The organism is Streptomyces sp. NPDC101110, assembly GCF_044759525.1.
Classification (GTDB): domain Bacteria; phylum Actinomycetota; class Actinomycetes; order Streptomycetales; family Streptomycetaceae; genus Streptomyces.
Genome location: NZ_JBIVZM010000006.1, coordinates 219,108 through 232,194 on the forward strand (window position 1 = coordinate 219,108; position 13,087 = coordinate 232,194).

Below are 13,087 nucleotides of genomic sequence, written 5' to 3' on the forward strand. Positions count from 1 at the left end.
GTGTGGGTGCGGGTCCGTTCCGGCGGCCTAGCGGCCGCCGGGCCTGCGCGCGTCGGACCGACCGCGTTCATAGCGGCGGACGCGCCGGTACCCCGTGAGCTGCCCCTCCGCGTCGAGCTCTACCTGGTAGCTCGCCATGAGGCTCATCGTGTCGGGCACGCGCTCGAGTTCGAGGACTTCGACCTCCAGCGCCCAGCCCTCCTCCGTCTGCTCGAAGGACGACACGGACTCGGCTTCCATGCCGGTGAGCTCCGCGAGCTGGCCACGCGCCTGGCGCAGCACCTCCATCGGGCTCGGTCGGCTCTGGCTCTTCTGGTTGTCGTTCGTTCTGCTCGAATTCCGTGAGCTCTGGGGCTTCTGTGAACCCTGTGACTCTTGCGTGTTTTTTGTGTTCGACATGGCCACCTCCCCCTCCGTGTGGCCGCAAGAGTGTCAGCCAAACCTCTACGGACGCGTGCATCTGCCACCCGACCGGCCGAAGAGGGGTCGCGTCAGCCGCCCAGGGCGTTCAGCCGCCGCCGGGCCGGTCCCAGCGCCCGGCCGCGGCCCGGCACGCCCGACCAGGGGTTGGTGCGGGCCTGCTCGACGGCATCGGCGACGGTCCAACGGCGTGCGTGCAGCTCCGGATCGTCCAGCTGGTCCCAGGTGATGGGGGTGGCCACCGGGGCGCCCGGGCGGGGCCGGACCGTATAGGGCACGACGGCCGTCTGGGCGTAGGCGTTGCGCTGGATGTCCAGGTAGAGCCGCGCACCGCGCTCCTTCTTGCGCGCCGCCGTCGTGAGCCGGTCGGGGTGCGCTCGGGCGAGGGTGCCGGCGACGTCCCGGGCGAACGCCCGCACGTCGTCGAAGTCGTGCCGTCCGTTCAGCAGCACGATCACATGCAGCCCGCGCGAGCCGGTCGTCATCAGCGCCGAGGGCAGTTCCAGCTCGTCGAGCAGCTCCCCGAGCAGCCGGGCGGCCTCGCGCACGGCCTCGAATTCCTCCCTGGGGGTCCCCCCAGGCCCCTCAGGCACCGGGGAGGGGTCGAGGTCGAAGACCAGTCGGTCGGGGTGGTCCACGGCGTCGGCGCGGGACAGCCAGCGGTGCAGGGTGATGCTCGCCTGGTCGGCCAGGTACAGCAGGGTGGCCGTGTCGTCACAGACGGCGTGCCGGACCGTGCCGCCCTCCTTGGCCACCTCGACCCGGGGGATCCACTCCGGGTAGTGCTCCGGGGTGTTCTTCTGCATGAACGTCGGGCCGTCGATGCCGTCCGGGTGCCGCTCCAGCATCAGCGGGCGGCCGCGCAGGTGCGGCAGCATGAAGGGCGCGACGGCCCGGTGGTAGTCCACCAGGTCGCCCTTGGTGTACTCCTTGGCGTCGCCGCCGCCCGGGAACAGCACCTTGTCCGGCCGGTGCACCTCCACCGTGCGGCGGCCCGCCCGCACCCTGCGGGTGCCGTCGCCGCCGCTCACCGCACGACCGCCTCCTCGACCAGCAGCCGTCCGGCCGCCGCGATGGACTCCGCGTCGATGCCCGAGGCACGCAGCTGCTCCTCCGGGGACGCCGAACCCGGCATGGTCCGTACGCCGAGCCGGACCAGGCGCGGCACGGGCCGCCCGTCGGTGAAGGCGTCGAGGACCGCGTCCCCGATGCCGCCCTCGGGGTGGTGGTCCTCCACGGTCACCAGGCAGCCGGTCTCCTCGGCGGCCCGGCGCAGGGTGGCCCGGTCGACGGGCTTCACCGAGTACAGGTCGATGACCCGCACGGCGATGTCCTCCTGCTGCAGGGCCTCGGCGGCCGCCAGCGCCTCGTGCACGGTGACGCCCGCCGCGACGAGGGTCAGGCGGTCCCGCTCTGAGGAGCGCAGCACCTTGCTGCCGCCGACCGGGAACTCCTCGTCCGGGCCGTAGATCACCGGGCTCTCGCCGCGCGAGGTACGCAGATAGCGGACGCCCTCCAGGCCGGCCATCGCGCCGACCAGCCGAGCGGTCTGGTTGGCGTCACACGGGTACAGCACGGTCGAGTCGTGCACCGCCCGCATCATCGCCAGGTCCTCCAGGCCCATCTGGCTGGGCCCGTCCTGGCCGATGGCGACGCCCGCGTGGGAGCCGACGAGGTTGATGCCGGAGCCGCTGACGGACGCCATCCGCACGAAGTCGTAGGCCCGGGTCAGGAACGCCGCGAAGGTGGCGGCGTACGGCACCCAGCCGCGGGAGGCGAGGCCGACGGCCGAGGCGACGAGCTGCTGCTCGGCGATGTAGCACTCGAAGTAGCGGTCGGGGTGCTCCTTGGCGAAGAACTCGGCGCGGGTGGAGTCGCCGACCTCGCCGTCCAGGGCGACGATGTCGCCGCGGCCGGTGCCGAGGGCCGCGAGCGCCTCACCGAAGGCGTTGCGGGTGGCGACCTCCTCGCCCTTGTCCCACCTCGGGAGTTCGAAGTCGCCGGTGTGCACGGAGTGCAGCATGCGGGCAGCGGGCGGCTCCTGCACCTGTACGCGGATGTCGCGCGGGCCGCCGAGTTCGGTGATCGCGTCCTCGGCCTCCGGGAGGGGCTTGCCGTGCAGGCCCTCGCGGTCCTGGACGCCCTCGACGCCCTTGCCCTTGAGGGTGCGGGCGAGGATCGCGGTGGGCTGACCCTTGGTGGATGCGGCCTCGGCGTAGGCGCGGTCGACGGCGTCCACGTCGTGGCCGTCGACCTCGATGGTGTGCCAGTCGAAGGCCTGGAACCGCCGGGCGTAGGCATCGAGGTCGTGGCCGTGCCGGGTGGGGCCGCGCTGGCCGAGCCGGTTGACGTCGACAATCACCGTGAGGTTGTCCAGGTGCTCGTAACCGGCGTGCTCGGCGGCCTCCCACACGGATCCCTCGGCCAGTTCGCTGTCGCCGCACAGCACCCACGTGCGGTAGCCGGTGCGGTCGAGCCGCTTGCCGGCCAGCGCGATGCCGACCCCGACGGGCAGGCCCTGCCCGAGCGAGCCGGTGGCCGTCTCGACCCAGGGCAGACGCTGCGGGGTGGGGTGCCCTTCGAGGCGGCTGCCCAGCTTGCGGAAGGTGAGCAGCTCGTCGTCGTCGATGGCTCCGGCCGCCTTGTACGCCGAGTACAGCAGCGGGGAGGCGTGGCCCTTGGAGAGGACGAAGCGGTCGTTGCCGGGGTGGGCGGGGCGGTCGAAGTCGTAGCGGAGGTGGTGCGCGAGCAGGACGGCCATCAGGTCGGCCGCGGACATCGAGGACGTCGGGTGCCCGGAGCCCGCCGCGGCGGCGGCGCGGACACTGTCCACCCGCAGCTGCTGTCCGAGGTCGGTGAGTTCACCGGTGTTCATGAGTCTCCTTTCGCGGAGTCGTCGCAGTCGTCGGGGCCGTCAGGGGCGTCGGTTCGTTTGACGGGGCCGGGCGCGGGGTGGAGCTCCGGGGGCGGGTCCCCGGGACCGGGCTGGTTCCTCGCGGGCTCACCACCCGGCCGGCTCCTCGCGGGCTCGTCGGCCGTTCGCCGGGCGCCCGCAGCCGGGCGGCCCTTCGCCGTCTCGGATTCGGTGAGCGGCCGCGCGTGCCCGGAGCCGGGGCGGTCCGCCGTCGGGCGGCCCTTCGCCGTCTCGGACTCGGAGCGCAGTTGTGCGTGCGATCGCGCGGCCCCGGATCCGGGCCGCACCTGCGTCGCCCCGGATCCGGGCCGCCCCTTCGCGGGCTCATCGGGGGGCCGGTACCGGCCCGGTCCGCCCCCGTCGTCCGTGTCGGCCGCGAGCGCCGCACCCGGCCCGGACCGGGCGCCCGCTCCCTGCCGCTGCCCGGGCCCGCCCGCCACCCGGGCCACCTCGGGCGACGACGTGTCCAACGGCACCGACCAGGACCGTACGAGCCCCAACTGCACGGCCTGGCGCGGCAGTACGGCGTCCAGCAGCCAGTCGGCCGCGACCCGGACGCGGTTTCCGGGCATCGCGGCGAGGTGGTAGCCCCGCGTCACCGCGCCCGCCGGTACGCCGGACAGGGGCACGCCGAGCGGGTTGGCGGCGGCCTTCGCCCCGCCCAGGTCGACGACGAAGCCGAGGTCGCGGTGGCGGTAGGGCTTGCGCGCCCCGCCGAGGCCGAGCGACGCGGCGACGTTCTCCGCCGCGATCCTGCCGTGCCGCCAGGCGTGCTGCGCGGTCATCGGCGTGTAGCTCCCCGGGTTCTCCAGATCGGGGACCGCGGCCACGTCACCGCACGCGAACAACTCCGGCCGCCCGGGCACCTGGAGGTGCGGGTCGACGAGCAGCCGTCCCTTCTCCATGGGCAGCCCGAGGGACTCGACCAGCGGGTCGGGACGCACGCCCACGCACCACACCAGCGTCCGGGTCTCGACGAACTCGCCGTCGGACAGCACGACCCCTTCGTGCATGGCCTCCTGCACGGAGGTGCCCATCCGCACGTCCACGCCCCGCTGCCGCAGTACCCGGTCGGCGGTGGCGGAGAGCCTCTCGTCCATCTCGGGCAGCACTCGCGGCGCCACGTCCAGCAGCATCCAGCGCGGTCGCATGCCCTGCCGCAGCGGGTGCTTGCGCACCTGCGCGTCGGTGAACATCTGCCCGTGCGCGGCGACCTCGGTGCCGGTGTACCCCGCCCCGACCACGACGAAGGTGCATCGCGCGGCGCACGTCTTCGGGTCGTCGGAGGACGCCGCGAGCTCCACCTGCCGGGTGACGTGGTCGCGCAGGTACAGCGCCTCGGGCAGCCCACGGAAGCCGTGCGCGTGCTCGGCGACACCGGGGATGGGCAGCAGCTTGTTGACACTGCCCGCGGCGAGCACCAGCCGGTCGTACGCGAGGGTGCCACCCTCCCCCTCGGGGCCGGTGTAGTGCAGGGTGCGGTCGTCGAGGTCGATGCGCTCGGCCTCGCCCAGCACCAGCCGTACGTCCGGCAGCGTGTCCGACAGGGAGACCGTGACCCGGCGCGGTTCCAGCACGCCGGCGGCGACCTGCGGCAGCAGGGGCAGGTACAGGAAGTAGTCGGTCGGGTTGAGCAGGGTGATGTGGGCCCGGCCCCGGGTGAGCCGGGACAGGGTGCGGGCCGTGCGGTACCCGGCGAAGCCGGCACCGACGATCAGGATGCGGGGTCGACTCACGGTCGCTCGCCTCCGGCGCTGTCGCGTAGCTCGGGAGCCTTCCGCGTCCCCCTGGCCAGGGCACCCAAACGTCGGCCCGGCCCGCACACACGGGACGGGCCGGTTTCCGGCCCTCGCCACGGGTACCCGGTGCCGGATACGGACCGCCGACGTCGCGGAGGCACTCTTCCATGCCCGAGTACGGATATTTCCTCTCGTGCGAGCAGTACGGGCCCGCCGAGCTGATCGAGCAGGCACGGATGGCCGAACAGGCAGGGTTCCAGGCGCTGTGGATCTCCGACCACTACCACCCGTGGAACGACGAGCAGGGCCAGAGCCCGTTTGTGTGGTCGGTGATCGGCGCGCTGTCGGAGGCGGTGTCGCTGCCGATCCAGACGGCGGTGACCTGCCCGACCGTGCGCATGCACCCTGCGGTGGTGGCGCACGCCGCGGCGACCAGCGCGGTGATGACGAACAACCGCTTCCGGCTGGGTGTCGGCTCCGGTGAGGCGCTCAACGAGCACATCCTGGGCGACCACTGGCCCCCGGCGCACGTCCGGCTGGACATGCTGGAGGAGGCCATCCAGGTCATGCGGCGGCTGTTCAGCGGCGAGGAGGTCAATCACCACGGGCCGCACTACACGGTCGAGAACGCCCGTCTGTACACCGTCCCGGACGAGCCGATCCCGATCGACATCTCCGGCTTCGGGTCCGCCGCGACCCAGCTCGCGTCCCGCGTCGGCGACGGCTACATCTCGGTCATGCCGGACGAGGCGATGGTGGAGCAGTACCGCAAGGGCGGGGGTGGCGGAAAGCCGGTCAGCGGCGGCACGAAGGTCTGCTACGGCACGGAAAGGGAGGAGGCCGTCCGCACCGTCCACCGGCTCTGGGCGAACGAGCAGCTGCCGGGCGAACTGGGTCAGGTGCTGCCCTCACCCAAGCACTTCGAGCAGGCGCAGCAGCTGGTCACCGAGGACATGGTGCGGGAGAACCGGGTGTGCGGCGACAACGTGGACGAGCACGTGGCGGAGCTGAAGCAGTTCGCCGACGCCGGCTACGACCGGATCTACGTGAACCAGATCGGTCCGGACCTGCGCGGCTTCTTCGACTTCTACCGCACCAAGGTGCTGCCGCAGCTCCAGCAGGCCGTCTGACGCGACTTGGTGGCCGGAGCACCACGCCCCCGAGCAGCCGGCGCGAGCGGCTTCAGGGGGTGAAGACCTGCTCGAGACGGTCGATGGCTCCGTCCGCTCCCAGGTGGTAGCGGAAGACCAGGCCGCTGTCGGGGTGCGCTTCCAGCCAGTTGAGGAACTCCTGCACGCCGATGGGCTGATTCTCGGTGCTTGTCACGATGGGGTCGGTGACCGTGACGTACGCGGCCTGGTCCATGGGCAGGTAGATCTCCTTGCCGACCGTCTCGAACGGTGCTCCGTCGGAATCCGGGCTGCCGCAACCCCAGTTGCCGTGTCGGATGATCAGACTCAGGGACCCGCCTTCGGGTGTGTAGCGGTACACGGCGATCTCGTCGGGCGAGATCGGCATCTTGTGATCGCAGCCGTCGTCCGCGCCACCGGTGCCCGCGGATGCCGTCGGACCGGAGGCCGGGGCAGCGGGTGTCGCGGCCGCTACCGGAGGGGACACCGTGTTGCCTGCCTTGTCCGCCGAAGGCGAGACCTTCTGGGCGGGCAGCGCCTTTGGGGAGGCGGTTCCGTCAGTATCCTGCGCGCCCTTGGCCGGCGAGGAAGTGACGGCCGACGTCGCCGAGCCGCCCGAGCTCCGGGCGTCAGGGGAGCAGCCGGTGAGTGCCACGAGCCCGGCCACGCAGGCGACCAGGGCGAGCGTCCGGAACGCGATCGGTCTGTGGCAACGTTCGATCATCACGACAAGTCCCCCGTTTGTGGTGGCAGCGGTCATGACACCGCGTCCGCATGAGAGACCATATTCAGCCACGGTTGCCTGTTTGCATTGGGCTCTGCGCCGTCTGTTGCGAATCGGTGACCGTGTGCAGCTCCCGCACGGTCCTCCTCGATGAGCCCGGCGCAGACCCGCGGCGCCCGTCTGAAACGCGCCCTACGATGCCGATCGTCTGCCGACGCCGCCGCGCTTCTCTCGGCTGATGGCGCGCCGCTGCCGCGCTGTGGTCGCGCCCCAGATACCGGCGTCCTCACCCTGCTCGACGGCCCAGGAACGGCAGGCGAGCAGGACGCGGCACCGACGGCACACCGCACGGGCCCGGGCGACCTGGGCGTCGGTCTCCCGCTCCACCAGCGGGAAGAAGAGCTCCGGATCCTCGTCCAGGCAGGCGGCATCCCGTAGCCATTCGCGAGCGGTGGCCAGGGTCTCGGCGATCTCGGCGCCGACGGTGCGGTGACTGATCTTGCGGTCGTCGGGCATGGCACACCTCCGCGTGTGCCGGCTGAGCCGGCAGGTGGCTGCGGCATGACGCTGCCGCAGGCCCGGCAGAGGTCGCGAAACCCATGCTAAAGGGACGATGTCCGTATCCGGAACCCGCGGTTCCCGGTCTTTCACGGAAGGGTTTGGCCGCCGAACGGGGCCTGTCAGGCCTGGCGCCGAGCCCGGCCGGCCAGCCTGCGTACGGTCAGGGCGGCGGCCGCCGTGGTGAGGGCCGCGCCCATCCGCCCCCGGTTGCGGGACAGCCACTGCTGTGGGCTGTCGTCCGTGGACTCGGCGTCGAACCGCCCGTGCGCGCCGAAATCCCGCCCGTGCGGACCGTCCGCCGGGGACCACAGGTTCGCGGGACCCTCGGGCGGCCCGTCCTCCTGCTGCGCGTCGATGTTGGTGCGGGCCAGGTAGCGGTCGAGCAGCCCGGGGACCACCGCGTTGGCGAGGAGCGTGGCGGCGGTGGAGCCGCCCACCCAGTACTCCCGGCGCCGGGCGTGCGACGAGGCGTGCACGACGGCCCGGGCCGCGACCTCCGGCTGGTACACGGGCGCCACGGGCCGGGCCCGCCCGGGCATCCGGTTCAGCACCCAGTCGAACTGCGGGGTGTTCAGGCCCGGCAGCTGCACCATCGTGGTCCGCACCCCGCTGCGCGCGTGCAGCAGCTCGCAGCGCAGCGACTCGTTGAACCCCTGGATCGCGTGCTTGGCCCCGCAGTACGCCGACTGCAGCGGGATGCCCCGGTAGGCCAGCGCCGAGCCGACCTGCACGATCGTGCCCCGGTCGCGAGGCAGCATGTGCCGCAGGGCGGCCCGGGTGCCGAACACGTAGCCCAGGTAGGTCACTTCGGTCACCCGCCGGAACTCGTCCGGGGCGATGTCCGTGAAGGAGGCGAAGACTCCGGTGAAGGCGTTGTTGACCCAGACGTCGATCCGGCCGTAGGCGTCGACGACCTGCTGGGCGGCGTCCTCGACGGCTTTGGCGTCGGAGACGTCGACGGGGACGACGAGCGCCTCTCCGCCGGCGCGTTCCACGTCGTCCGCCGCGGCGGCGAGTCCCTCACGCCCGCGGGCGAGCAGGGCGACCCTGTCGCCGCGAGCGGCGAAGGCCCGGGCCGTGGCCCGGCCGACACCGCCGCTGGCTCCGGTCACGACCACCACGCGGCCGCGCCTGGTTCCTGCCGTGCGCACCCGGCATCACACCCCGCGGCGGGGTACGTGCGGGGCCTCCGCGGGCGGCGGGGGCACGGCGCCCGGAGCGGTCGTCCCGCCGGGCGGGGCCGGCGGGACCGGCGGATACGGCGCGCCGCCGACCGCCCCGGCCGCGGTCTGCCGTGCGCCGTCCCCGCCCGGCGCCATGCCGGCCGCGTGCTCCGGGCCGGGCCGGTGCGGGCGGGCCATGCCGCGCAGCACGTAGGCCAGGGCGCCCAGGATCACGGCGGTGATCAGAGCGGCGGCCCAGTCGGGTAGGCCTAGGGCGAGGGCCAGCCCTACGGCGAGGGCGAGGGCCGCGCCCGCGTACAGGGCGAGCGCGCCGGACGCGGCGTACAGGGCGGCCTTGCGGCGCTGCTTGCGTGTCTGCTCGCGCAGCTCGTCCCGTACGGTCTCGCGCGCCACCTGTGCCAGCTCGTCGACGAGGTGCTTGTCCAGATGCTCCAGGTGATCCAACGGCTTCATGCCCGGCCGGGTACCCTCGGCCCCCCGCGCGTAACTAGGCTCGGCGGCATGGAGATTCTGGGTGCCACACTGCGCGTCTGCGTCGACGACCTCGAGACCGCGATCCCCTTCTACGAGCGACTGGCGGGCGGCAGCGCCCAGCGCTTCGAGCGGGGAGGTGTCCAGGTGGCGGCGATCGGCTGCTTCCTGCTGATGAGCGGTCCCCCGGCCGAACTGGAGGTGCTGCGCAAGGTCGCCGCCACGATCGCGGTGACGGACGTCGAGGAGACACACAAGGTGCTGACCGGGCTGGGCGCCCACATCGTCGCGGGCCCGATCGCCTCACCCGCGGGCCGCAATCTGATCGCCCTGCATCCGGACGGCTCGGTCTACGAGTACGTGGACCGCCAGGCGTAGGCGGCGCCGGGGCTCAGTGTCGCCGCGGCCCGGTGATCATCTCGGTGGTGATCGCCCAGCGTTCGTGGTCACGCCAGGCCCCGTCGACGAAGAGCATCTTCGGCGAGAAGCCCTCAAGGCGGAACCCGCAGCTTCGGGCCAGGGCGATCGACGCGGCGTTCCCCGGCTGGACGTTGATCTCCAGCCGGTGCAGCCGCATCGGGCCGAAGGCGTACCGCACGACGAGTTCCAGCCCTTCGCGCATCAGCCCCCGGCCGGCGGCGTGCGCGAAGGCGCCGTAGCCCAGCGCCCCGGACTGGAAGCCGCCCTCCACGATGTTGTTGATGTTGATGAATCCGCCGATGGCCCCGTCGTCCTTCTCGCAGACCAGGAAGCCGGCCTTGGCGGGGTCCTCGATCAGGCGGCTCGCGTAGGCGGTGTACGCCTGTGCCGTGGTGGGCGGGAAGAGCCACGGGTGGTGCAGGTCCTTGCTCTCCCGGGCGCGGGCGGTGAACTCGGCTCCGTCCTCGTGGGTGAAGTGGCGGATGCCCACCCGGGGGCCCTCGGCGAGGTGGCGGGATGCGTGATGCGGCACCCCGCCACAGTAACCGCGTCGGCCGTGCGCCCCCAGTCGTCGGAAGCCGTCGATCACCATGACGCGGATCCTTGACGGTCCTCCGGCCCTCGCGCGTCAGCCGAGGGCCGGCTCGTCCAGCGTCAACGTGCCCGTCGAGGCGTCCAGTACGGCCCGCATCCCGAGGGGCATGGTCAGCGCGCCCGCACCGTGTCCGAATCCGAACTCCTCCACGACCGGGACGCCCAGGCCGCCGAGCCGGTCGGCCCAGACCGCGCGCACCGCCTCGTACGGGCCGCACCCCTCCCAGGACCCGAGCACGATCCCGGCGACCCCGTCGAGCCAGCCGGAGCGGAGCAGTTGGGTCAGACAGCGGTCCAGGCGGTACGGGCTCTCGCCGACGTCCTCGATCAGCAGCAGTGCGCCCCGCGCCCCCGGGTGGGCGTGCGGGGTGGCGAGGTCGCTCGCGAGCAGGCTCAGACAGCCGCCGAGCGTGACGCCCCGGGCACGGCCCGGGACCAGTGCGGTGCCGCCCGGGGACGGGGCCGTGAGAGTCCGCACGGTCTCGGGTTCGAAGAGGGTGGCCCGCAGGTGCTCCTGGGCCCTGGCGTGCTTGAGGAAGTCGACGCCCGCGGCCCCGGGCCCGTACAGGGTGACCAGGCCCAGGCGGGTGGCGAACGCCTGGTGCAGGACGGTGACGTCGCTGAACCCGGCGAACACCTTCGGGCCCGCCGCCCGCATCGCCTCCCAGTCGAGCAGGTCGACCATGCGCTGAGCGCCGTACCCGCCCCGGGCGCACAGCACGGCCGTGACGGACGGATCGCACCAGGCACGCTGGAGGTCGGCGGCCCGCTCGGCGTCCGTGCCGGCCAGGTAGGGCAACTCCCTGTCCCGGGCGAGCACATGGGGCGCCGCCACGGGTTCGAGGTCCCAGCCGCGCAGGATGTCCAGCCCGGCCTGGAGCCGCTCCTCGGGCACGGGCCCACTCGGCGCGACGACGGCGACGCGGGCGCCGGGGGCGAGCCGGGGCGGCCGGACGAGCTGTTTCACTCGGTGAGCTCCAGGGTGGGAATGCCGGGCGGGTCCAGGCGGAACACCTGCGCGTACAGGGAGAGTTCGGCCTCCAGGGCGCGCACCATGGTCTCCGCCTTGCGGAACCCGTGGCCCTCCCCCTCGAAGGCGAGGTACGCGTGCGGCACCCGCCTGCCGTCCAGCCGGGCCAGGAACCGCTCGCACTGGACGGGGGGACAGATCACGTCGTCCAGGCCCTGGAGCAGCAGAAACGGCGCGGTGAGGCGGGCGGCGTGGGCGGCGGGCGAGCGCTCCTCGTACCGGGCGGGTACCTCGGCGAGCGGCCCGATCAGGCTCTCCAGGTACCGCGACTCGAAGTCGTGGGTCTCCCCCGTGCCCCAGCCGGCCAGGTCGAGGATGGGGTACTTGATGGTGCCGCAGGCGTAGACGTCGGTGGTGGTGAGCGAGGCGGCGGCGGTCCAGCCGCCCGCGCTGCCGCCCCGGACGGCGAGCCGGGCCCGGTCGGCGGTGCCCTCGTCGGCGAGGGCCAGGGCCACGGCGGCGCAGTCCTCGACGTCCACCACGCCCCACTGCTCGCGCAGCCGCTCACGGTAGGAGCGGCCGTACCCCGTGGAGCCGCCGTAGTTGACTTCGGCGACGCCGATGCCGCGCGAGGTGAAGTAGGCGATCTCCAGGTCGAGCACGAGCGGCGCGCGTCCGGTGGGCCCGCCGTGCGCCCAGACCACGTAGGGCGGCAGTTCGTCGCCGGGCGCGACGCAGCCGGGGTGGTGCGGCGGGTAGATGTGGGCGTGTATGTCGCGCCCGTCGGGGCCGGTGAAGGTGCGGATCTGCGGCTCGGGGTAGTAGGCGGGATCGACGGCGTCGTCGTGCTCGGCGCCGACGATCCGGGCCCGGCCGGTGCGGGCGTCCAGCTCGACGACCTCGTAGGCACTGCGCGGGCTGGCACCGACGGCGACGACCCGTTCGCCGTGGGCGGCGAGGGTGGGGGCGAACTCGGTCCACGGCCCGGCCGCGTCGACGACCTCGCCGGTCTCGGGGTCCAGTACGCCGAGGGCGGTGGCGCCGCGGCCGTGCACGACGGCGATCAGTCCGCTGTCCAGCGGGGTGAACCATCTCGATCCCAGCTTCCACAGCGCGCCGCCGAACTCCTCCTCGCGCGGGCACAGCGGCTGCCCGTCGAGGTAGAGGTTCCACCAGCCGGTGCGGTCGCTCGCGTGCAGCAGGCGTCCGTCGCAGGTCCAGTCGGCCTGGGCGATCGACTCACCGGGGCCGCCGGCCACGGTCCTGGCGCCGCTCAGGGCGCCCTCGGGGGTGACGTCGGCGAGGAGCAGTTCGGTGCCGTCCCAGGGCATGCGCGGATGGTCCCAGGCGAGCCAGACGGCCCGGCGCCCGTCGGGCGAGAGCCTCGGCCCGGTCACGAACCGGTGCCGCCCGTCGGTGAGTTCGCGTACCGCGTCCCGGTCCTCGGCAGCGGATCCGTCCAGCGGGACGGCGGCCAGGACGCGGCGCACGTCGGTGGGCCCGTCCCCGGTGAACTCCTCCAGTACGCACCACACTTCACCCCGCTCGGGCAGGAGCAGCGGCTCGGCCCAGCGCAGGCCCTCGCCCACCGGTGACTCGGGGGTGAGGGGGCAGGGCTCACCGCCGGGCTCACAGCGGTACAGCCGCTGGTCGGCGAAGTTCACGAACACCACCAGCGGTCCGGTGTCGCCGTCGAGGGCGGCCCACGGATGCCCGCCGTACTCGATGACCCGGCTGCGCACGTTCCACGGCGCGGGCAGCAGTGGCTCCTCCCGCCCGTCGGCGTGCCGCCGCACCAGGGTGCGCCGGCCGCCCTCGGCGGGGCGCGGCTCGGTCCACCACACCTCGTCGCCGACGAAGCCCACGTATTCCGGGTGCCCGTCGTGCGCGGCGGTCAGGGCCGCGTCGATGGGCGAGGGCCACGCCCCGTAGGCCAGCGTCCGCACCGTCTCCCCCACTC

The 13,087-nt window shown here is 73.3% G+C and carries 13 protein-coding genes; 2 read left to right on the forward strand and 11 right to left on the reverse strand.

Annotated elements, in window-relative coordinates; translation table 11 throughout:
- Window positions 1-27: 27 nt before the first annotated feature.
- The 4 genes from ACIQU3_RS16250 to ACIQU3_RS16265 form a co-directional block, all read right to left on the reverse strand.
- Entirely contained in the window at window positions 28-399 is a 372-nt protein-coding gene (locus ACIQU3_RS16250; protein WP_403733702.1) for a gas vesicle protein, read from the reverse strand.
- A 92-nt stretch (window positions 400-491) separates the two neighbouring features.
- Window positions 492-1,451 (reverse strand): non-homologous end-joining DNA ligase, encoded by a 960-nt coding sequence (gene ligD, locus ACIQU3_RS16255; RefSeq protein WP_403925581.1) that lies wholly within the window; start codon window positions 1,449-1,451, stop codon window positions 492-494.
- Window positions 1,448-3,295 (reverse strand): transketolase, encoded by a 1,848-nt coding sequence (locus ACIQU3_RS16260; RefSeq protein ID WP_403925584.1) that lies wholly within the window; start codon window positions 3,293-3,295, stop codon window positions 1,448-1,450. The genes ligD and ACIQU3_RS16260 overlap by 4 nt, the downstream gene beginning before the upstream one ends.
- Window positions 3,292-5,070 (reverse strand): FAD-dependent oxidoreductase, encoded by a 1,779-nt coding sequence (locus tag ACIQU3_RS16265; protein WP_403925588.1) that lies wholly within the window; start codon window positions 5,068-5,070, stop codon window positions 3,292-3,294. The genes ACIQU3_RS16260 and ACIQU3_RS16265 overlap by 4 nt, the downstream gene beginning before the upstream one ends.
- Before the next feature lie 170 nt (window positions 5,071-5,240).
- On the opposite strand from ACIQU3_RS16265, the gene ACIQU3_RS16270 reads away from it, so the two are divergent.
- Entirely contained in the window at window positions 5,241-6,203 is a 963-nt protein-coding gene (locus ACIQU3_RS16270) for a TIGR03557 family F420-dependent LLM class oxidoreductase (protein WP_403925591.1), read from the forward strand.
- Between the two features lie 52 nt (window positions 6,204-6,255).
- On the opposite strand, the gene ACIQU3_RS16275 is transcribed toward ACIQU3_RS16270, so the two are convergent.
- The 4 genes from ACIQU3_RS16275 to ACIQU3_RS16290 form a co-directional block, all read right to left on the reverse strand.
- Window positions 6,256-6,927: a hypothetical protein gene (locus ACIQU3_RS16275; protein ID WP_403734273.1), complete on the reverse strand. Its 672-nt coding sequence runs from the start codon at window positions 6,925-6,927 to the stop codon at window positions 6,256-6,258.
- Between the two features lie 192 nt (window positions 6,928-7,119).
- A complete protein-coding gene (locus ACIQU3_RS16280) occupies window positions 7,120-7,443 on the reverse strand; it encodes a WhiB family transcriptional regulator (RefSeq protein ID WP_403733683.1) in 324 nt (107 codons plus the stop codon).
- Window positions 7,444-7,607: 164 nt separating this feature from the next.
- On the reverse strand, window positions 7,608-8,639 hold the full coding sequence (locus ACIQU3_RS16285; protein WP_403925593.1) for an SDR family oxidoreductase: 1,032 nt from the start codon (window positions 8,637-8,639) through the stop codon (window positions 7,608-7,610).
- A 6-nt stretch (window positions 8,640-8,645) separates the two neighbouring features.
- The gene (locus ACIQU3_RS16290) at window positions 8,646-9,125 is read right to left on the reverse strand and encodes a phage holin family protein (protein ID WP_403733676.1); all 480 of its coding nucleotides are present in this window, start codon (window positions 9,123-9,125) and stop codon (window positions 8,646-8,648) included.
- 48 nt (window positions 9,126-9,173) lie between these two features.
- Between ACIQU3_RS16290 and ACIQU3_RS16295 the strand changes: the two genes are divergently transcribed.
- Entirely contained in the window at window positions 9,174-9,521 is a 348-nt protein-coding gene (locus ACIQU3_RS16295; RefSeq protein ID WP_403733673.1) for a VOC family protein, read from the forward strand.
- Between the two features lie 13 nt (window positions 9,522-9,534).
- Here ACIQU3_RS16295 and ACIQU3_RS16300 read toward each other — a convergent pair whose 3' ends face one another.
- From ACIQU3_RS16300 to ACIQU3_RS16310, 3 genes are all read right to left on the reverse strand, one after another.
- Entirely contained in the window at window positions 9,535-10,095 is a 561-nt protein-coding gene (locus tag ACIQU3_RS16300; protein WP_403733670.1) for a GNAT family N-acetyltransferase, read from the reverse strand.
- Between the two features lie 96 nt (window positions 10,096-10,191).
- Window positions 10,192-11,124, reverse strand: coding sequence for an LD-carboxypeptidase (locus ACIQU3_RS16305; protein WP_403925596.1), 933 nt, complete (start codon window positions 11,122-11,124; stop codon window positions 10,192-10,194).
- Window positions 11,121-13,085, reverse strand: a complete 1,965-nt coding sequence (locus ACIQU3_RS16310; RefSeq protein WP_403925598.1) for a prolyl oligopeptidase family serine peptidase — start codon at window positions 13,083-13,085, stop codon at window positions 11,121-11,123. The genes ACIQU3_RS16305 and ACIQU3_RS16310 overlap by 4 nt, the downstream gene beginning before the upstream one ends.
- Between the last annotated feature and the right edge of the window lie 2 nt (window positions 13,086-13,087).